We start from the raw sequence: 20,863 nt of genomic DNA on the forward strand, positions 1-20,863 counted from the left end.
GTTTTGCGACAGAAATGCGCCGGCTATCCCCGGAATAGAGTTACTCGGCTGTATAAGCTTGCAGGCGGGAAGCGAATTCGGCAAAACTGCCGGCTGCCTCCCTGACATTCTGCTCCATCAGCTCCTGCGCCTCTTCGGGCGTTTCCGACTCGCTTTCCGCGTCCTCGCGCATCATCGCTTCCTCGTGATCCATTAGAACAACGGAAGGGGTGGAAGGGTTCGTGCGGTAATCGAACAAGTAATTGTTGGATAAAGACCAATAATTAAATAAAAATACATATAATAGAAAAATATTTTCCCTTAATCCTTAACAATAATACAGAAAAATATAAATAATAAGACTGCCAATTCTAAAATTTAACAATTATAATCAAAGAATCAATTTCAAGGAGTGAGTTTAACGATGAGATGGAGCACTTTAATCGGCAAGTGGTTTTTATTATTCAGCGCGGTGATATTATTTTTTGGTTTTCAAAGTAGTGTTTATGCAGCTGCTGTGGGTGATAAGTTGATAACGCCTGAAACAGGTTGGATTAGGTTTGATGATAAAGATCCATTAGTAAAAAGAAGCAATGGTACGTGGGGATTTGTCCCTTCGATGGAACCAACGCAAACTTATCAGGGGGGTTATTATTATAGTAGGGACCAAGGTGCCAAAATTTCATTTTCATTTACCGGCACTAAGTTTCGGCTTATTGCCCCCATATATAAATTACAGTCGTCTGACATTACTGTAAAAGTTGACGGCGTAGTAGTTGACAAATATTCTACTTATTCTGCGACGAAATTAGTCCATCAAGCTATCGTTTACGAATCTGCTTTGGAAGATGGAAAACATGACATCGAAATTATTAACAATGACGCAGGAAAAGAACTAGAAGTTGATGCTATTGATTTGTATGGCAGCGGCAAGTTAGTTGATATCAATGCTCCCTTACATTTAAATGCGACAGGTGGAGACAGTCAGGTAACATTAAGTTGGAATGCCGTTGGAAACTCAGATTCATACACGATACGATATGGAACTAATTCTGGAAATTATACACAAACCGTTATCGTGACTAAAGATGTTTATGGGCATTATGTTATCCCGAACTTAGTAAATGGAACTACCTATTACTTTGTAGTAACGGCCACGTTAAATGGCGTTGAGTCTAGTTATTCGAATGAAGCTTCCGCTACGCCTCAAGCCGACGAAAAACCAAATCCAAACCCATCAGGCGAAAGAGCAATACTTACCATATACCTTACCAACGGAACAGAGAAAGAATATGACTTATCCATGCTAGAAGTCAATGCATTTATAAGCTGGTACGATGGAAAGGATTTAGGAGTTGGCCCAGCTAAGTATAAATTCGTCAAAACATGGAATAAAGGACCTTTTAAAAATCGGACGGAGTATATTATTTTCGATAAGATATTGACCTTCAATGTCGATGAGTATTGATCTGGCGTATTAAATAAAGAACCCTTTATTTAATAGTTTAAGCCGCAGCCGTTTCCGGTATCCACCCGGAAGCGGTTGTTTGATTTTAAAAAATTGATCAAATGAATCCATGAAAGATATACAAATAGCGTTACTCGGCTGTATAAGCTTGCAGGCGGGAAGCGAATTCGGCAAAACTGCCGGCTGCCTCCCTGACATTCTGCTCCATCAGCTCCTGCGCCTCTTCGGGCGTTTCCGACTCGCTTTCCGCGTCCTCCCGCACCATCGCTTCCTCGTGATCCATTAGAACAACGGAAGGGGAGGAAGGGTTCGTGCGGTAATCAAACAAGTAATTGTTGCCGCTGCTTACGCTCCATGCAAAAGGAATAAGCCGTTTGGGATCGGGATTCACATCATCCACAAGATTCCGGTTTGTTTCGATAAAGCGTTCATCCAGCTCGGAAAATCGGACTTCCCAATCGGTAACGTCGCCGTTTTCAACGAAGTTATATCCCTGCTTCTCCGCGTTTTGCAGAAAGCTCAAATAATCGGATGGGAAGACGATTTCATAGTGCTGCTCGATTTTTTTCAAAGTATTGTTTTTCATAGGCTGGGCACCTCTTTCTTTCACACTCGTATGTTATATGATAGGTAAAGTATACCTTATTAATAACAAAGGAGAACACCATGCAAATTGTTTCGGCAGCCATAACGGATTTTGATTACCTGCTTGATCGCGATCCTCATATTGAAGAGGATCTGATTCTGCCTAAAATTAGAAACAAGGAAATTTATATCTTGCGGAATGAAGAGAACGTTAACATCGGTTGGATGAGATACGGATACTTTTGGGATAACACTCCGTTTATGAACATGCTCTGGATCGACGAACCGTATCGGGGCGGAGGTTTCGGAAAGGAAGTCGTTCTTTTCTGGGAAAAAGAAATGACAAAACGCGGGTTCAAGCTGGTTATGACATCTACCTTGGCCAATGAAGAAGCACAGCATTTTTACCGAAAGCTGGGGTACCGGGACGCGGGATGTCTGCTGCTGGAAAACGAACCTATGGAAATCATCATGACAAAAAGACTACTGTTTACCATGTCATCTCCTAAATCATGACAACTTGTAAGTGGCCGGTGTGACAGCGCTGCGGATAGGATGAAGGGGCAGGAAAAACCTGACATTACTTATCCGGGAGCTGATTTATGTATGAAAATGCCTTATAAGATTGTGTCCGCCAGCTTGGCTCTCTTCGTGACGGGAACTTCCCTAATGTACGCTGCGCCGGGCTCAACCGTAAAAGCGGAAGCCGCCGCGTCTGTAACTTCTTCTATGGAAGCACAGGCAAAAGGGAACCATAGTGCCGTTAAGAAAGCCTTGCGGGAGGCGCTGAAGACCGGATTGCCGGGTATACTCGTCAAAACTAACGAGAACGGGAAAAGGTGGGCCTATTCGGCCGGAATCGCCGATTTGGCAACCGAGCAGCAGATGGAAACCAATTACCGCTTTCGCATCGGCAGTGTAACGAAGACGTTCACCGCTGCGGCCGTCCTTCAACTGGCCGGAGAGAACCGCCTGAATCTGGACGACTCCATTGACAAATGGCTGCCCGGCGTTATCCAGGGAAATGGCTACGACGGCAAGCAGATCACGGTGCGGCAGCTCCTGAACCATACGAGCGGGATCGCCGATTACTTGAAATCCGACAAAATCAACTTAATGGAAACCAGAAAGTCTTACACCCCTGAAGAAATCGTCAAAATCGGCCTGGCTATGCCTGCGGACTTCGCTCCCGGAAAGGGCTGGTCGTATTCCAATACGGGGTACGTGCTGCTGGGCATGCTTATTGAAAAAGTAACCGGTACAAGCTATGCGGAGGAGATCGAGAAGCGGATCATCGAACCGCTTGAACTGACCGATACGTTCCTTCCGGGCAATTCGACGGTTATCCCGGGCAGCAAACATGCGCGCGGGTATTTCCAGCCCGAGCTTGGAAAAGAGCCGATAGAGGTCACGTACTATAATCCAAGCGTCGCCAGCTCGGCCGGGGATATTATTTCTTCCGCCGAAGACTTGAACAAGTTCTTTTCCGCCCTGCTTGGCGGTCAACTCCTGAAAGAAGAACAGCTGAAACAAATGCTCACCCCCGTGGAAACAGGCCGCAAAGATTTCGCGGGATACGGTCTCGGAATCTACGCGTTCACCCTGAAAAACGGGGATACGGTGTGGGGACATACCGGAGGTATCCCCGGATTTGCAACCTTTGGGGGCGGTACGCTTGGAGGCAAACATACGTTAGCCGTCAGTACCAACTATTTAGGGGCTGCGATCGAACATGAAACTTTTATTAAAATTGTCAAAGCCGAATTTGACAAGTAGTAGAGAAGGAAGCCCGGACAAGAAGGTATCCGTTCGCTTATATTCTCACATGTAGTTGAACAGAGAACCAAGCTGACTTCGTTTAATAGAGCGGAGTCAGCTTGGTTTTTGTGTCTCTTTCTTCCTGGTAGTTTAAGGTCATGGTATGATGTAAGGAAATGAATGGGGCAATGGAGAAACGGAAAAGGACGTGAATCCGATAGATAAAAAAGCGAAAAAAATATTGACCACCACTTTTTGGTCTGCCACCGGTTGGAAATACAGGCCGGAAGACTTTGCCGGTGAAGATTTCGAATATGCCAAAAGCAAAGGGCTCATGTTCGATCCCCTTAGCGTTAAGCATGATGAGCTGATCAAGCGCCTTCACGATCTTCATCAAACCATAACGAAGGAACAAGTAGCCGCCGCTTTTCTGCACAGTCTTTCCACAAAAAAAGTTCATTTGCGAAGCGCCCTTTCCAGTTGGGCGTTGACAGCTAAGCTGCCCCTCCATACGTATGGAGAGCGCAGGGCAGTGCGGGCTAATTACAGCAGCTGCGGGGACTGCAACCACCACGGGCTAATGTCGGACCGCGAATATGCAAATGCGGATCTGAACGTGCTGAATTTCGAGCGGATCAAATGGGGAGGGATTCGTTTGAACTGGCTTCTTTACTGCTGGCTGGACCTCGAATTGTTCAGCAAAGAGGAAGCCTTCGACGTAACCCCGGAGGATAGGGCTATCCTTCACAAAATGACCGAAGCGATTCAGGAATGTGAGGATCACGATAGTGCCCGAAAGCTGGAGAAGCGTTGGAAGGATGTACTCCCTTCGAGCAAAAATGAACGGGATGTGGCGATGGAAATATGGGGATATGCCGGATTGCTGGTGCAAGGGGACACACCGCGCAGGCGTCGCGGCGGAGATCATGACTTTAATTCCGTGGCGGGCTGGCAGGGGGATGACCGTTATTCGCGGGAAGCGTTGGAGTTTTATTTCGGGGCGTTTTTGTAAGGAAAGATTGCTCACTTTAATCCAAATCCTATAGGACCGCTGAACCGACAGGTTTAGTGGTCCTTTGTTTGTGAACAATTAGCCCCGATTGACAGACCTTGGAAAGAGGAGTATGATGACTTTATATTTAGTAAATTAGTAAATCAGTAAATTAGTAAATCAGTAAATTAGTAAATCAGTAAATCCACAATTTAACGAAACTTAATTGGAGCGTGTTAACCATGAAAATCCCGACAACGTTAAAACATAAGCCGGTCATCGTATCGGAAAATTACGAGCAGGTCGACGGACGCCTCGCCCGGAACACGGACGCCAAAGGATTGTCCCTGGGGCTGGCCCAATGGAACGATAGAGGAAAAGTCGATATATCGGCCAAAGTATGGAGACACACGGGGGAGAAGTGGTCCAGACAGTCAGAGGAGCTTCCTATGCACCGTGTTCTTGACCTTGCCATTATGATTTGCAGAAGCAGCTTATATTTTCAGGATGCCTACCGGTTTCCGAAATTGTACGATCCCGAGAACCCCATGATCGACCGTATCGGGCTGCAGGGGGATGCGATGAGTGTGTCCGTTTGCGAAGACAACCCCATGCTGGATCAAGATATTAAGCTGTTTGCCCAGGCTCTCAGCGAGGATGGCGAAATGATCGGGGAACGGCTTCGCGTGTTATCCCGGCTGTTGGAGGAAATGGGGTATTGACCCCCTTTAAAGAGGTGAAAAGCGATGAACGTCAACCAGGATTATTACGTGTCTCCCGACAGGCAGCTGACGGATGCGGAACAAGCACTGGTTTGGAAAAAGCCGGCCTCTCACAAGGTCAGCGAAGAGGAAATTCGTATTTGCAAAGAAATCAAGCGCAACTGGAATCGCGGGGAAATGAAAATCGCGAATGTTCTGCTTGAGGGAGACGCAGGTTCCGGCAAAACCCAGCTTGCCAAAGCCTTGTCGGCTGATTTGGGGCTGCCTTATACGAAAGTGACCTGTTTTGCCGATATGGATAAATCCGATATTATCGGGGCCATATTGCCGGTTATTACACCGGATCGAGTTGAGAACATGGAGCCGGCGGAGCAAACCGTTTTGAAGGCCTTATATGACAGCGACGGTTTTCAAAGCGCGGCTGAACTCGTAATGAACGTGCTGGGAGTTACCCGGGAACAGGCTGCCGTAACGATGAAGCAGTTGCTGAACAAGATGGAGCAAAACTCCCCTAACGATGTGGTGGAGTACCGGTTTTACCCTTCCGAAATCGTCAGAGCCTATCGAAGCGGCTATCTTCTCGAAATTCAGGAACCGACCGTTATCCGGGACGCCGCGGTGCTCATGGCGCTCAACTCCGCCTTAGAGCTGGATGGCAGCATTAACCTTCCTACGGAAATCATTCGCAGACACCCGGATTTCGTCGCGGTCATCACAACCAACCGTAGTTATGCGGGAACAAGACCGTTAAACGAAGCCCTGCGCGACAGAGTGCAGCATTCGGAAAAGATGGACCTGCCGACCAAAGAAATCATGGTAGAACGGGCCATGTCTAAGACCGGTTACAAGAATGAGAAGGTACTGGATATTTTAGCGGAGATCATTATCCTACTGGACAAAACGGCCCGGGTCAACGCGATTAAAGGTGTGGCGGGCATGCGTTCCTTCTTCTACTGGGCGGATGCTGTGGCCGACGGCGCTTCGGCTAAAGAATCCCTATACCACAAAGTCATCTACAAGATAACCACCGATTCCGAAGAGATCCACCTATTGGAAGAAGCGTTGAAAAGCCGGGGGCTGCTGAACGGGCTGGACCAAGTCGATGCCGAAGCAAAAAAAAAAGAATAACGGACGAAGCGGAGCTAAAAACAGAGGGAACGATTGGCAGCACGGAATTTGAACGGGACGATGAGCTTGAAGAACCAGGGATCGTTTTAAAAAAATCTGCCGATAGTGACGAAAATACGTCCGAGGTTTCAGATGACTCCACCACCACGGAATTTTCAGACAGGGAAGAGGATGGGGCTCCGAAGTATCATCAGGCCAATCTTGAAACAAAGTCTAAGGAAGCCAGGCAAAAGGAACGGGATTACCGCAAAAAGCTGAATCGCGACGCCCGGGAGGTCGTGTCCGGTTCCATTCATAACAAAGTGAAGCTTATCGTTCACCGTCCGGATTACGATAACGATTCCGAACGGGAATATGCCCGTTTAAGTGAGGAACTTATGCCTGTCGTCCGGGAGATTGCCAGAAAAACACTTCCGCTGCTGGAACATGAGACTTCTTCGGAATTTGCGAGGCATCAATATTACGGCAGCAAATTTCAGGCGGACAGCATTGCGTACCGGGATTTCAGGAATTTTGCCAAAAAACTTCCTCCAACCGATTCTCCTTCTCTTGTGGTCGGTCTAAGGGTGGACGAATCGGCATCCATGTCCGCTTTCGGGAGGCTGGAAGCCGCAAAGCGTGCGGTGATAGCCGTCTATGAGTTCTGCCAAATCTGCCGGATACCCGTCTTGATCTACGGGGATACGGCGGATGCTTCCAGGCTGGAACAAATGTCGATTTACGCCTATACCGATTTGGACAAAACCGATCCCAACGACCGGTACAGACTGACGGGAATTCGCGCCAGAAGCAACAACCGCGATGGGATGGCTCTTCGTATAATGGCAGACCGGTTAGCCGCCTCCCCGCAGCAGACCAAATTGCTCATCAGCATAAGCGACGGGCAGCCCAAAGCCATGGAGAATTATACCGGAACCTACGCCATCCGGGACATGCAGCAGACCATGGCCGAATATGAACGTAAAGGAATCACCTTCCTAGCAGCCGCGATAGGCCAGGACAAGGATGTCATTCATCAGATCTATGGCAGCGAGAGATTTTTGGATATCACGAATCTGCCAGATTTGCCGGCTAAGCTAGTCCGGATTATCGCCCGGTATTTGTAAAGGTGTATTGATTAGATAGAGGCGAAAGGAGAGCAAGACATGGATAAAACCAAGCGCAAGGAGCTTTTGGAAGAGTATAAGCAGGTGAAGACCTACATGGGCGCTATTCAAATTCTCAACAAGACCAACGGTAAAATATACGTAGACACCTATCCCAATCTGAAAAACAAATGGATCACGCTGCAGGCCCAGCTGGACATGGGCAGGTTTGCCAATTTGCAGCTTCAGAAGGACTGGAAGGAACTGGGGGCGGAAAACTTCGCTTTCGAGGTGCTGGAGCAGAAAGAGGCTTCAGAAATTACAGATATACGCTGGGAGCGGAAGCAACTGAAAAAGCGGTGGCTGGAGAAGCTGGAGCCTTATGGGGACAGGGGATATAATAAGCCGCCTGAAGAGTGATAATAGGAACTTTTTTATATCCTCTTAAAACTTTCCTTAATTCTTGCTATGTGAGAAGTATATCCTTTTATAGTATATTTTGTTAGTAAATACCAAATAAAAGGATAGAGGAGAGGACGAAACGTGAGGAAATTTAAAGCTCTTATTTTCGCGGCCGCCGTAGGGATAGCCTTCAGCAGCAGTGTACACCTTCCATCTGCGGCAGCAGCACAACCGACTTCGATCGCTATACCGACCAATTTGGCTTTAGGCGGCAAAGTAACGGCCAGCGGAGAATATGCGCCGCACCAAGGGAAAGATAAAGCGTTCGACCAGGATGTTTTTTCAAAATGGTTGACATTCAGCAGTCCGGCCTGGCTGCAATATGAATTTCCCGCTGCAAAAGTCGTGACCTCATACACCATTACTTCCGCGGAGGACGAACCTTACAGAGACCCGAAAAGCTGGGTGTTAAAAGGCTCTAATGACGGATCTAACTGGACTCAACTGGACACACGGCAGAATCAAAACTTTACCTCCCGGCACCAAACCAAAACTTACTCATTTACCAATCAGACCGCTTATAAATTCGTGAAATTCGATGACTTTAATAATCAGAACGGAAGCGGTATTCTGCAGCTGTCTGAAATCAAATTATTCGACGGCTGCGCAAAGACATGGAGTACGACCAAACCCACCGTTACGGCCAGCGGAGAACATACGCCTACCAACATCAAAGAGCACCTGGTGGATGGAACAAGCGTGACCAAGTGGCTGATTAAAGACGATACCGCATGGCTTAAGTTCGACTTCGGCGAACAGGTGACGCTTGATGGCTATGCGCTTACGGCAGCTAATGACAGACCCGAACGCGATCCCAAAAGCTGGGTTCTTCAAGGCTCCAACGATGACAAGACCTGGACCGGTATAGACACGAAAAGCGATGAGAACTTCAACGTTCGGCATCAGCGCAAGCATTACCTTCTAACGAACAATACCAAGGCCTTTCAATATTATAGGCTCAACAATATAAAAAATCACAGCGGAAACTCCATACAATTGGGTGAGGTAGATTTTTCGCGTACCAATGATATCGGGCATGCCGTCAACCCGGTCATCGAAGTAAACAACCTGGATTCATCAGGCAACGGCAGCTTATTCACCAAAGCCCTTCCTAATGCCGAGAAAGAAATATTAGCGGTCGCACGTAAGGTACACGAACTGTTATACAGTAATCCCGCAGATGCCCCTGTTGACGTCAAAAAAATCTTAGTGACCATTGAAGATGTTCCCGGAGTGGCTTGGACATCGGGAGACTCTACGCAGAAAACGGTCGGTTTCAGTTCCCAGTATCTGAAAAAATTCGTAGCCAGCCCTTCCAAATCGCTTCGCGAAGAAATCATCGGCATCCTTTATCATGAGATAGGTCATGTTTATCAGTACAGCAACTTTGATGTGGAAGCGATAGCCGACAGCTTGCGCTTTGAAGCAGGCTACCATGACCGGTATAGCGCCACCAAGGGTGGAACCTGGCAGACGAAAGGCACGGCGAACTTCCTTCGCTGGATTGAAGACACGAAGAAACGCGGCTTCATCCGCGAACTGAACGCGGCTCCGATCCCTTACAACATCATCGGGAATGCCAATGAAATTCAGTTGTGGAAAGAACGCCAATTTAAAGTGATTACCGGAACAGACGTGAACACGCTTTGGAGCCAATATCAGGCGACGTTGACTGATTAGTGGTGAAAGTTAATGATGATTGAACTGAGATGATTTTTTTTTGAAGAACGTGAATTTTCGGATGTATTTCCGAGGTTTGCGTTCTTTTTTGGTTTTTATGAAAAGGAGGTTAGGGGTTCATATAGTATTAGAGTGCATTATGTTATTACCATTAAAAAATGGGTAAAGATGGAGAAAATGTGACAAAGCAATAGACGTTGATTTTTTCAATGTTCTGGATCTGATTAACTATGAGACCCAAACATTTTACATGAGATTGAGTTGCATGGTAGTAGGCACAAATGATACTCAAGCGATCATCAAGGACAGCGGGCACTGGACAAATTACATGAATCGAATGAGAGGATATGATCACGAAACAAGTGTTTGGGGAGGAAATCATTACATTCAAGGTAGATTCAGAAATTGGAAAAAGCATTGAAGGATTTAAGCAATATGGCAGTAGTAAATAAAAGTATTTATCTTGTTTCAGTAATGAATGTCTCGCTTCGGGGATGGTTTTTATAAGAACAGATTACAAACTTGAATTTTACAATATTCTACAAATTATCAATAGCTATGTGGTATGATTTCCTTGAAGGATTGCCTTTAACGAAGATAAATGAGTAATGTGTCTGTATTAATGCAATCCGTATAGTACATGCAACTTTGAATTAGGAATGTAGATTCAGATATTTACTTTGAGGTGATTTTATGAAATGTGTTAAATGTAATCAAAATGTTGAACAAGAGCATCTTTACTGCCCATTTTGCGCTGAGCCTAATAATAATCGAAGTTTTGAAAACAATTCAATTAACGCCGGAAAAAACAATATTAATATTGGTTTAGGAAACAATAGCAAACAACAAATTTATATTGATAATTTTAATGTTAATAGATCAACTGACGAATTAATTGTTGAATGTACTGAACAATTGGATAGAAAGGTTATTGGAGGGGTTAATGGATTCAAACAAAAATTTGAAATTTGTGGAATTTTGTCAGTTGTATCAGCGGTTGTAACAATTACAGACTATCTGCTTACTAAGTCAAACTATACAGTACTTTTATTAATGAGTACGCTAGGATTATTTGCATATGCTTTTGACTCCCGAGAAAAGTTTAAAGAACTAAGGAAAAATGGGATCGTATATAGAGACAAAAAACCGATTTTGTTTGAAGTATAAAGGGGCGAAGTCTACAAAGTGAGAAAATATGGAATTTTTCCCATCTGTGATGGTAGAGTTTATATTTATAATGACGAGAAGTTTAAAAGAAAGCTCGGGAAGTGTGTAAATAACAGTGACCATTTGTATACATATGATCATACTATTGATGCTGGAGTCCCATATATGGTTATTGACTTTCATCATATAAAATAATAAGGAAGGATTTAATACATAATCCTATTGAACTGGTACGAAAGAGCTTAAGAAGCATTCAATAATTTGGGGTTTGTATATAATTTTATTAAGTTTAATCAATACTCAAATAATGAGAACTCATTTTATATAGAATCTGAAGAGGATGATGCATTGTTGCTAAGAGATTTAGTCGTACAGAAGAAGCCAAGAGAAACGAGTGGTTCACGTTCTGCTAACCGCTTTGATTTTCAGAAGGATTGGGCAATATTAAAGCTTTTCGAATTGCATCAATGTAAGGACGATTATCTTCTTGTTCTAGACTATCATGACGATGTAATGGTTTTGGATTCAGAGCGTGATCCCCAATCAGCAGCTTTCTTTCAATTAAAAACGAAAGATAACGGGGTTTGGAAGCTAAATGATATCGTAAAGACGAAAAAAGGGAAGAAAGGCCTATTACCATCGATTATAGGTAAATTATATGACTGTAAATTGACCTTCCCCAATCATACTTTGTCACTCACTTTGGTTTCTAATGCTTGTTTCGAGATAAGCTTGCAGAATCATGTTGGAAAAAGCACAGACAAAAAATCAATATGTTTTACGGACATTGAGCAGAAAGACTTGAACAAAATCATTACGGCAATTAAAACGGAACACTCTTTGCAAGAAGAACCTGATTTCGTGGAAATCACATTTCTAGAAGTTACTGATTTAAATATTAAAGACCGAGAAACTTACATGAAAGGTAAACTTCACGAATTCTTAGAGTCTATGAATCCCAAGAACGGTAAGTTTCGATTGAGTTTAATTTATAATACAATTTTTGGGGAAGTAAAACGAAAAAATGATTATGAGTGGAGCGTTTCAGACTTCGATGAAGTAAAGAAGCATAAAGGGATTAGTCGTTCTCAATTTCAAGAAATGTTGAACTATTTCGACATTGATGATGAACTTGAACAAACGTGGGAAGAAATTTCGAAACGGCTAAACGCTGATAAAGTTGATTTTAAAAAGATAATGAAATTGAAAGCTGCATGGAAAGAACTTGAAATCGTTCAGATGGATGTAACCAATGAATACTTTCAATCTCAACAGCTTGTCATACGAGAGGTCCTAAAAGTAAAAGAAGAACTACCTACAATACAATTATATCAAGATTTAGTGGAGTCTGTGTATGCCGAGTATAAACAGCGAGAACCAAAAAGTATGTTAGATGAATATCTAATTAAAGCCATAACATTACTGGAGTATTGCCGCTCATGAAAGAGTATAAAAAACTAATTCGGAATTTGAGGGAACAGAACTATGCAAAGATTAATCTTCAAGGAAATCAAAATACTCTCAAGAAACGAGCAAAGAGCAAGAATAATAAAATTTCATCCCAAAATGAATCTCATCAAGGGTGAGAACCATGTCGGTAAATCATCGTTGATCAAAAGTATTTATTATACATTAGGCGCTACACCCAATGTGATGCATCCTAAATGGATGGGGGCTGAGCCAATTTGTTTATTGACTTTTTCTGTTGATGATATTGAATATTTCATATTACGTAGAAAGACCTTTTTTGCAGTATACAACAGTGTAAAAGAATGTATTGGGACATTTGATAAAATTACTGACGGTTTGGGTCCATTCCTATCCAATTTATTGAAATATAATATTGAGCTGGCAAATAAAGAGAATAGACTTATTACGCCTCCACCAGCTTATTTCTTTTTACCGTTCTACTTGGACCAGGATAGTTGGTATAATCCACTTTCCTCTTTTGCTCGTCTAACACAGCTAAAAGGGCAATGGAAAGCAAGCATGTTACATTTTCATACAGGTATCAAGCCCAATGAATACTATCATGCAAAAGGGCAAATTGAAATCATTAAGGATAGCAATCGTCAATTAGAATCACAAATGAAGGTATCCATAAACGTTATGAGCAAATTAAATGAACAGATGGGACAAATGATATTGGATGCTGACTTGAATAATTTTAAAAAAGAAGTTGACGAGTTATTGGAACAGTATGAGCAATTAAAAGTAAAGGGAGAAGTATTGAAACGAAATATCGTTGACCTCAATAATGAGAAAATACATTTTCAAAAACATATTAAGCTGTTAGAGAAATCAATACATGAACTGAATGATGACTATAAGTTTGCTCTTTCCATTCCAGATGAAAAAATTGATTGTCCGACATGTGGTGCTGTGTATTCCAATTCATTTGTAGAACGATTCTCTATTGCAAAAGATGAAGACCGGTGCCATGATTTGTTAGAGGAATTGAAAATGGGATTACGTGAACTAGAGTCCAAGATTAAAATTGAGTATGAATTGTATGAAGAACACGCAGTCGAGTCTGAACGCATTCTTAGCCTCATGGAAAATAAACAAGGAGAAGTGCATTTAAAAGACATAATACAGAATGAAGGTAAGAAAAATTTGAAATCTATTGTTCAGGAAGAGCTTGATGAACTTCGTAGTCAGATCGCAATGAATGAAGTAAGCATTAATGAACTTAAAAAGGAAATGAAATCATATGAGGATAGAAAGCATAAAACTAAAATTGAAAAGTATTATCGTGAATTAATGAGTGATTATTTAGATGATTTGGGTGTGGAAACCGTTCCAGAAAAATCATATAAAACGATAATTTCAAAAGTTACTGACACTGGAAGTGGTGCGCCTAGAGCTTATCTTGCGTATTATTATAGTCTGTTGGGTGTTATTAATAAATACTCAACTTCTACGTTCTGTCCAATCATTCTAGACTCACCAAATCAACAAGAGCAAGATAGGTCACATTGGGATATGATTAAGGATTTTATTATTACAAAGCAGCCGTTGAATTCTCAACTTATCTTAGGTACAGTAGAGTTTGGGGACCGACAATTCGAAGGGGAAATAATAGAGTTAAATGAAAAGTATCATTTTCTTCAAGAAGAAGACTTTGAAGAAGTTTCCCATGAGATAAATGAATTATTAAGTTTTATTTCATAATTGCTTCTGTAGTGACTCATTTTACGGGGTCACTATTATTTTTAATGTGGGACGTGGGTGAAACTTATAATGTATCAGTCAACCGATACAAAAAAACTTGTGACTGAAATAATTGCAACGCTTGTTCATATAAAAAGCACTATGTATGAACTAATCCTTAAACCTGCGGGTATTAACAAGAACTACTTTCAGTCGCTAACAAAGCAAAAGAACGGTTCTGGGAAATGGCTCACTAAGAGAGAAATAGCATCTAAAATAATTACTGCAATTGAAAATCATGCGAACTATAAAAAGATAATGCGTTCCATTATCAAAACAGCTTCTGAGTGGAATCAGTTTCATTTAGCAGATGATGAGTACGTAGCACGTGCTACCGTTCAAAAAGCAAGAGAGGTGCTGGGGGTACTGGATCTTTGGGGAGAGAAAGAAGCAAAGGAGAGGGAACACGAGAGGAAAAAAGCTGAAAAGGAGAAGAAAGCACAAAAAGAAAAAGATTTAATTAAGCAGCTTCAACTTCTCCTTTTAACGTACGATAGTATCTCAGGAAAGAGTGAAAATCCTCAATTGAGAGGCACCACACTTGAAGACATCGTAAATAGGCTGTTTAACGCGTATGATTTAATGGAACAGTTAACAGTGGTACAAGCTTTTAGACGCAATGCTAATGGAGAACAAATTGATGGGGCATTTAAACTTGATGGCTGGCATTATATTGTTGAAATGAAATGGACAAGTCAAGTTTCTGGCATTAGAGAACTAGATTCATTGTATGGTAAGGTATCTCGTTCTGGAAAACAGACAATGGGAGTATTTATTTCGATAAATGGTTGGTCGTCTCATGTTATAGACCTAATAAAACAGAATCCCGATAAGTCCATCTTATTGATGAGCGGCTATGATTTAAGGGTAGCTTTAACAAAAGAAGTGGAGTTGATAAAGATGCTCCACAAAAAACTTTCAAAATTGAACTTAGAAGCTGAACCTTATTTTGGAGCAGAATCCATGCTATAAGAACTTGTTTAACATATTTTCTTGATAGACTCGTAAATTGGTTACCTTGGTCGTAGTGGGCTTTGAAATCACAAAAGCGCGATAACAGGTCCGTATTCCTATCTATTGGATTCATTTATGATACCATACAGAATTCCGGGTCTGCTGAAGATCAATACATTAGCTGTTTATGTTGTAATTAGCGGCTTGTTTACTGAAAATGCTAAAGAAAAGGTTATTCATAAAATACCAAAGAACTTAAAGGGATCTGTTTACTTTCTTGATAAATATAATTGATAGAAAAATATTTTTAATTGTACGAAGTTATTATTAACCTTTTAAAGGGACAATATGGTTAAAGGATAGGTGATTCTCACTTACCCGTCATTGATGAAATGTTCGTGTAAATCAATTTTAAAATGCTTTTGCCGTTGGATTTGGCGGAGGCTTTTTTCTTTTGAAGTAAAGAATATCGTTCGTTATATTTTTCCATTTTATTGTATAATAGAGCATAGTCTATAGGTACAATTTGAGTCTCGGTAGTCCGATTATTTAATTGTATTCTGTAGATTGCCGAACTTCGTGAATATTACGTTATATGAAAGAACCGGAATGATTTAAGGAGATGATTTTATTTGGAAGCATACATTCAAACATTTATCGGAATTGCTGTTTCTGTTTTGCTATCAGTTATTGGTTACAGACAGACAATTGGTGCCGCAAAAGAAAGACAACGCAATGCTAATAAAGAAATTGAATCTTTACTTTTAAAACGAGTTTTACTTTAAAAATTTTGACATAAACGCATTGAATTTAAACAAAGTTATAGAGGGTATAGCAATAAGTAATCAGGTTAGAACAAATCAGTTATTTTCAGAAATCCAAATTATTAATTCTCTCTTTACAAGGATTATGGAGAATGACTTTATAACAGCGGAGCATAGGAGTAATATTTTACGTAAGTTGGAAAAATTGTCCGATACTATAGAAGAAGATTCAGTAACTACTCAAATCGAGACAGATAGTAAGAAATCAGCAATTGGCGTTAGTTCTTTAATTCAGATCGTTATTGCTTTAACTGCTTCAATTTCCGGTGTAATAGTAGCTGTTTTTCCAGGATTAGGTAATGTAGATGGGTTAATTTCTAAGTTTAATTCTTATTTCCCAGCAATTGTTGTGTTTATTATTAGCTTAGTTATAATTGCTGGTATATTTACAGTTTTTAAACTTAAAGATACTCCAATTGAACGAGAAAGTCATCCTGCATTATTGGGACTACAATTTGAGGATGAAGTGATTAAGAACATTAGGAAAGTTATCCCTGACAACAAGTTGGATTACAGTGACTCAAATAAAGACGTGGATTTAATTATTAATCATCCATCAAAAAAGATAATTATTGAAGTTAAGTACTGGTTAATTAAGCCTAATATTCCTATGGTAAAGAGAATGGTTAGTAAGTTTGTATTAGCAAAACAGAGATTAATGGCTGACGAATTAATTATAGTAAGTAACAAACCCATAGATTTTAGAATTTCAGATATAGAAGATGATGTTAAATTTTTCACTTTGAAGGAATTAATAAAATATTTAAAACAATTAAAGTAATATAATCCGTACAGTATATCAGTATTGCCAGTTCATTCATATTAACATCGTATCTACGCTGCGGACCGTTCGGCCTTTGGTTCGCCAGATGAGGTAGGCAGAGAAGTGAACTCAGCTCACAACCCTGCGAGGCTAAGTCCGTCCGACCTGGTCACGTTGCTTCAAGCCGCTCTGGTTCGTAGATACAAGCTCGTTATCTGAAGGCTCCTGAGAAATCTTTTAAGCGCTTGGTGCAGAGATTAATGGGATGGGGAGACACAGACCGTTACTGGCTTAAAAAGGGAAACTACGGTTAAATTAACCATTAATCAAAAGCGAGATTACATAAACGGCAAAACGGTTAATTTGGATGCTCCGGCTACAATCATCAAAGGTAGCACCTCGGTGCCAGTTCGTTTTGTTGCGGAGAGTCTTGGTGCTTGTGTGAAATGAGACCCTGCGACGGGTACAGTGATTATTTTGTAAGGGGAAGTTACGGCAAGCGATTTCTATTACTTTTTTATATAATAGTAAAAAAGTTTCTGGGGGCAATTTGATAGCGATAAAAAGTTACATTGGAAAGTTTCGCAGCACAAACAACATGTTGCTGGATGTGACAGAGGAAAAGGATGCGGTTAATATCTACCAGAGGCTACAATGTGATTCTACAAAGCAATCAGGTAAGCTATTGGGTATTCACTTAACCCAGTGAACTGGTTCCCTTGGTCCGAAGAAGTTATTGAATCGCTAAACGCGATAACAAAGGGTGTCTTCTTATCTAATGGGTATAGTTAGTTGTTGATTCACACGTACCTGTTATTGGTAAGATGTTTGTGTAATTATAGTTTAGGCTCAAAATATGTTTGACGGTAGTTTTCGTAACTAACTGAATGATGAATGATATTCTACCTAGAATTCATAGATTTCACGAAAAAAAGCTGGCACCCAACGGTGCCAGCTTTTTCTATTTCTCCTGCAGCATCATTTCCCACAGCTGCGGGGTGTCGTAGCCGAGACGCCAGGCGGCGACGCCGGCCAGGTCGTACTTGCGCGCGATTGCCAGGCGCTGCTTGACCGTGTCGTTGTCTTCCAGCCAGAACACGTGCTTTTTGCCGTCTTCGGTATAGTCGACCCGGTACTGCTTGAACTCGTTGTCCCACGTTTTAACGGCTTTCTTGGCCGTGATGAGCGCGGGGATGTCCTTGAGCAGGATCGCCTTGTTTTCTACTGGCTTGCCTGCGGCATCCAGGGTCCAGTCACGGACATAGTAGGGGATGCCCATGATCAGCTTGTCGCGCGGAATCCCGTAGCTCAGGAATTCGATCACGCCCTGCTCGGCCCAAGGAAGACCGGATACGGAGCCCGGCTCCGTGCTGCCTTTCCAGTATTGGTCGTAGGCCATGATGGCAATGTAATCCACGTATGAAGCGAGCTTCTCATGGTCATACGCGGTTTTGTCGTTCCACTTGATGCTTCCGCGCGGCAGATCGATCGAAACGCTTAATTTTTTCGCGTGGGCGGCATCTGTAAACTGCTTGACAAAGGCAGTGTAGCTCGCCCGGTCTTTGGCGCTCAGGCTTTCAAAGTCGAGATTGAGCCCGTCCACTTTCAAAGCGGCGGCTTTGTCGACGATCTGGCGGATGAAGGCGGTCTGCGCAGCGGGATTCGCCAGGAAAGCCGAGGTCATTTCCGCATTAAATTGATTGTTGATCAGGGGATACACGGTAAATCCCTGCTTTTTGAGCCAGTCGACCGTAGCCGCTTCGGATTTGTCGTCGACTTTGCCGCTCGCGTCCGCGAGCTGGAAGTAGGTAGGCGATACCACATCAAGGCCGACGGTGCCGGATGCTTGCGCTTGAATGGTCGAGGCCGCGGAAGAGCCCGTCCAGCCCCAGTACTGCATTTTGCGGAGATTATCCCAGATGACGTTGCGGTCCAGAGTTCGGATCGTGCTGTTCGAATATTTGGATGCGTACTCCAACGCCTGGGGAATGGTGTTAAAATCTCCGATCAACGTATTGTTCTGCAAAACCTGATAATACGGATAATTGCTCCAGATAATTTTGCCGTTGTAAGAGATTTCGCTGTGTGCCCAGCGGGAAGCGTATGCCGCAGCCGCGTCCAGCGATTGGAATTCACTCAGAAAATTGTCGCTCTGATACACTTTGTAGGAAGCCTCGTTCGTATGCACAACCGCATTGTCGGTCGTTCTGACGACTTTGGAACCTCCCCATTTGAGAGATTCGTTGACCGCGTCTTCCAAATAAGCGAAGCTCCAGGCAGGTGCCGAATATGCATCCTGATAGACCCGGTAGACTGGCGTTCCGGAACGGAGCGAGCTTTTGTCGGCGGCACTGATGTTGTCCCAGACCCACTTGTTCGTGCCCAGGTCGATGATGTGGGCGTGCCTCCACTTACGGGCTTCGGCGGTCGCGTCGGCCAGCGTCGTGAATTCCCACGATGTCTGCGTGCTGTCCCCTTGATAAACACGGTATCTGGGATAGTTGTTCCAAACCCAGCCGCCGCTCTGCAAATCTCTTACGCTTGCATGCCCCCAGCGCTTAGCTTCGGCAACGGCCGCGTCCAGGGTAGGAAACGTCCACTGAGGCTGTGTAAAATCATATTGAAACACCTGATAACGGGGAAAGTTGTTCCAAACCCACTTGCGTGTGGAGATTTCTTCGACGTGGGAATTTTTGAACTGCTTGGCATAGGCCTCGGCTTGACTGTAGTCGGAGAGCTCCGTTACGATTTTGTTGTTCTGGTAAACCCGGTATTTCGTGGTTTTGTCCGCCGCCTGAGCCTGCAGGGGGGAGCAAAGACTGACGACGACGGCTCCTGTTAGTATCCAATGCACTGCTTTCATTTATCACGCCTCTTTCTATCAATCTTCCTACTATTTGACGTTCGGCCGGGCCGTTTAGTTGCGTTTTTCGGGATAAAAAAAGAAAAAGCCTCCCCGGCTTCTGCCGGAAAAGGCTTTTTCCAATCTCTTCGTCTATTCGTGGATATAAGCGACGATTTCGTCTTCGAGATCGAGCTGGATCTGATCGCGGAAAACGCGGATTTGCTGCTGGCTCAGATACTGCATGATGGCCTCATAAATGTTAGCCTCGATCAGAATCTGATTGCGGCCTTCCGCGAATACTTCCGCCGAGAATCCGAGATCCTCGTCCCACATGAGGACAACCTCGACTTGGGAAGGGTGGAGCTGTTTGCGCTGCGCCATGTTGACGCATAACGCGTTCGTGATTTCCTGTTCGGTCAGTTTCATGTCAGGTTGTGCTTCTCCTTCAGCTTATCGGCTTTACGCTTGTCCATGAAGTAGACGACAATGCGGCGGATCACCATTACGATGAGCAGGATCGCAAGCATGTTGACCATGAAGCCGAGTACGTTGCCGAGCATTCCCATGCCGCCGAACAATCCTCCGAAGAGCATGCCGGCCAGACCGCCGATCAGAAGGCCCTTCATCAGACCACCGCTGAAAAATCCGCGTTTTTGAGTCGGAGCGGTAGACGTCGTTTTGGACGAATTACTTGGTGTCGATTTGTTCACGCTTGAATCGTTAGATTTATTGGTTGTGGACGGTGTATACGATTTTTTGGTGGAGCTGTACGACTTCTTGGCCTCGACGGTTCCAGGCATAGTCACCGAAAACGTAAGCATGCAGGCCATAACTAAAAGCAACCATTTCTTCAAAATATATGTCCCCCTTAAATAATTATGCGAACGATGTTCGTCTGCAAACATGCTATACGTGCCGGAGCGGTAGACGGTTTCACTTTTTTATAAAAATTTTATAGGAAGGCTCGAAATTTCGACAATCACTGATAATAATTATCATTATTGGTTACAATGGCTTTAGGAAAACAAAAAAAGAGGCCCGTGAATGGCCTCTCTTTTCCGGAAAGCATCAGGACAGTTTCGATTCGAAGGTTTTGCAGTCGGTTTCTTCGGAATGACGGGCCTGGTTACCGTCGTGGTGGCTCACGACATAAATCGATTCGGCAGCGCACTTGTTTCCGTTGGACCAGTGTCTGCAGGAATTCACTTCACACAGTACATCTTTAGCCATGTTGATTCA

The 20,863-nt window shown here is 43.2% G+C and carries 21 protein-coding genes and 1 pseudogene; 16 read left to right on the plus strand and 6 right to left on the minus strand.

Translation table 11 applies throughout. The annotated features are described in order from the left end of the window. Positions 1 to 40 precede the first annotated feature (40 nt). Positions 41 to 175 (minus strand): hypothetical protein, encoded by a 135-nt coding sequence (locus HMPREF1207_RS30615; protein ID WP_016424019.1) that lies wholly within the window; start codon positions 173 to 175, stop codon positions 41 to 43. A gap of 228 nt (positions 176 to 403) precedes the next feature. Here HMPREF1207_RS30615 and HMPREF1207_RS23350 point away from each other — a divergent pair, with 228 nt between their 5' ends. Further along, positions 404 to 1,447: a fibronectin type III domain-containing protein gene (locus HMPREF1207_RS23350; RefSeq protein WP_016424020.1), complete on the plus strand. Its 1,044-nt coding sequence runs from the start codon at positions 404 to 406 to the stop codon at positions 1,445 to 1,447. A 130-nt stretch (positions 1,448 to 1,577) separates the two neighbouring features. Here HMPREF1207_RS23350 and HMPREF1207_RS23355 read toward each other — a convergent pair whose 3' ends face one another. Next, entirely contained in the window at positions 1,578 to 2,033 is a 456-nt protein-coding gene (locus tag HMPREF1207_RS23355) for an SMI1/KNR4 family protein (protein WP_016424021.1), read from the minus strand. Positions 2,034 to 2,113: 80 nt separating this feature from the next. On the opposite strand from HMPREF1207_RS23355, the gene HMPREF1207_RS23360 reads away from it, so the two are divergent. From HMPREF1207_RS23360 to HMPREF1207_RS29410, 15 genes and pseudogenes are all read left to right on the plus strand, one after another. After that, a complete protein-coding gene (locus tag HMPREF1207_RS23360) occupies positions 2,114 to 2,548 on the plus strand; it encodes a GNAT family N-acetyltransferase (protein WP_009671959.1) in 435 nt (144 codons plus the stop codon). Positions 2,549 to 2,638: 90 nt separating this feature from the next. After that, positions 2,639 to 3,808 carry a serine hydrolase domain-containing protein gene (locus HMPREF1207_RS23365; protein WP_009671962.1) on the plus strand — a complete coding sequence of 390 codons (1,170 nt, stop codon included), beginning with the start codon at positions 2,639 to 2,641 and terminating at the stop codon, positions 3,806 to 3,808. Positions 3,809 to 4,007: 199 nt separating this feature from the next. Beyond that, on the plus strand, positions 4,008 to 4,802 hold the full coding sequence (locus tag HMPREF1207_RS23370; protein WP_036740536.1) for a hypothetical protein: 795 nt from the start codon (positions 4,008 to 4,010) through the stop codon (positions 4,800 to 4,802). 221 nt (positions 4,803 to 5,023) lie between these two features. After that, entirely contained in the window at positions 5,024 to 5,503 is a 480-nt protein-coding gene (locus HMPREF1207_RS23375) for a DUF6530 family protein (RefSeq protein ID WP_009671971.1), read from the plus strand. Positions 5,504 to 5,527: 24 nt separating this feature from the next. Then, positions 5,528 to 6,631: an AAA family ATPase gene (locus tag HMPREF1207_RS23380; protein ID WP_016424022.1), complete on the plus strand. Its 1,104-nt coding sequence runs from the start codon at positions 5,528 to 5,530 to the stop codon at positions 6,629 to 6,631. Positions 6,632 to 6,909: 278 nt separating this feature from the next. After that, positions 6,910 to 7,737: a vWA domain-containing protein gene (locus tag HMPREF1207_RS23385; protein WP_016424023.1), complete on the plus strand. Its 828-nt coding sequence runs from the start codon at positions 6,910 to 6,912 to the stop codon at positions 7,735 to 7,737. 39 nt (positions 7,738 to 7,776) lie between these two features. Beyond that, positions 7,777 to 8,136 (plus strand): GIY-YIG nuclease family protein, encoded by a 360-nt coding sequence (locus HMPREF1207_RS23390; protein WP_009671949.1) that lies wholly within the window; start codon positions 7,777 to 7,779, stop codon positions 8,134 to 8,136. Positions 8,137 to 8,259: 123 nt separating this feature from the next. Next, positions 8,260 to 9,858, plus strand: coding sequence for a basic secretory protein-like protein (locus tag HMPREF1207_RS23395; protein ID WP_009671956.1), 1,599 nt, complete (start codon positions 8,260 to 8,262; stop codon positions 9,856 to 9,858). Positions 9,859 to 10,551: 693 nt separating this feature from the next. Then, complete coding sequence (locus HMPREF1207_RS23400; RefSeq protein WP_016424024.1) at positions 10,552 to 11,025, plus strand: hypothetical protein; 474 nt, start codon at positions 10,552 to 10,554, stop codon at positions 11,023 to 11,025. A gap of 348 nt (positions 11,026 to 11,373) precedes the next feature. Next, on the plus strand, positions 11,374 to 12,468 hold the full coding sequence (locus HMPREF1207_RS23405; RefSeq protein ID WP_016424025.1) for a DUF4297 domain-containing protein: 1,095 nt from the start codon (positions 11,374 to 11,376) through the stop codon (positions 12,466 to 12,468). A gap of 42 nt (positions 12,469 to 12,510) precedes the next feature. Beyond that, positions 12,511 to 14,199 carry a hypothetical protein gene (locus HMPREF1207_RS23410; protein ID WP_016424026.1) on the plus strand — a complete coding sequence of 563 codons (1,689 nt, stop codon included), beginning with the start codon at positions 12,511 to 12,513 and terminating at the stop codon, positions 14,197 to 14,199. A 69-nt stretch (positions 14,200 to 14,268) separates the two neighbouring features. Beyond that, complete coding sequence (locus HMPREF1207_RS23415; RefSeq protein WP_009674325.1) at positions 14,269 to 15,210, plus strand: hypothetical protein; 942 nt, start codon at positions 14,269 to 14,271, stop codon at positions 15,208 to 15,210. 614 nt (positions 15,211 to 15,824) lie between these two features. Next, positions 15,825 to 15,977: a hypothetical protein gene (locus HMPREF1207_RS29405; protein ID WP_009674352.1), complete on the plus strand. Its 153-nt coding sequence runs from the start codon at positions 15,825 to 15,827 to the stop codon at positions 15,975 to 15,977. Between the two features lie 19 nt (positions 15,978 to 15,996). After that, entirely contained in the window at positions 15,997 to 16,797 is an 801-nt protein-coding gene (locus HMPREF1207_RS23420; protein WP_009674376.1) for a hypothetical protein, read from the plus strand. A 255-nt stretch (positions 16,798 to 17,052) separates the two neighbouring features. Beyond that, positions 17,053 to 17,229, plus strand: a pseudogene (locus HMPREF1207_RS29410) (copper amine oxidase N-terminal domain-containing protein); the annotation flags it as partial. A gap of 511 nt (positions 17,230 to 17,740) precedes the next feature. Here HMPREF1207_RS29410 and HMPREF1207_RS23425 read toward each other — a convergent pair. The 4 genes from HMPREF1207_RS23425 to HMPREF1207_RS28930 all read right to left on the minus strand — a co-directional run bounded on the left by HMPREF1207_RS23425 (position 17,741) and on the right by HMPREF1207_RS28930 (position 20,854). Next, positions 17,741 to 19,642, minus strand: a complete 1,902-nt coding sequence (locus HMPREF1207_RS23425; protein WP_009674343.1) for a glycosyl hydrolase family 18 protein — start codon at positions 19,640 to 19,642, stop codon at positions 17,741 to 17,743. Positions 19,643 to 19,774: 132 nt separating this feature from the next. Beyond that, positions 19,775 to 20,050: a DUF2653 family protein gene (locus tag HMPREF1207_RS23430; RefSeq protein ID WP_009674362.1), complete on the minus strand. Its 276-nt coding sequence runs from the start codon at positions 20,048 to 20,050 to the stop codon at positions 19,775 to 19,777. Beyond that, positions 20,047 to 20,478 (minus strand): hypothetical protein, encoded by a 432-nt coding sequence (locus tag HMPREF1207_RS23435; protein WP_016424029.1) that lies wholly within the window; start codon positions 20,476 to 20,478, stop codon positions 20,047 to 20,049. Before HMPREF1207_RS23435 ends, HMPREF1207_RS23430 begins: the two co-directional genes overlap by 4 nt. Before the next feature lie 214 nt (positions 20,479 to 20,692). Further along, the gene (locus HMPREF1207_RS28930; RefSeq protein WP_009674350.1) at positions 20,693 to 20,854 is read right to left on the minus strand and encodes a DUF1540 domain-containing protein; all 162 of its coding nucleotides are present in this window, start codon (positions 20,852 to 20,854) and stop codon (positions 20,693 to 20,695) included. Positions 20,855 to 20,863 lie beyond the last annotated feature (9 nt).

Source organism: Paenibacillus sp. HGH0039 (assembly GCF_000411255.1).
GTDB lineage: Bacteria > Bacillota > Bacilli > Paenibacillales > NBRC-103111 > Paenibacillus_F.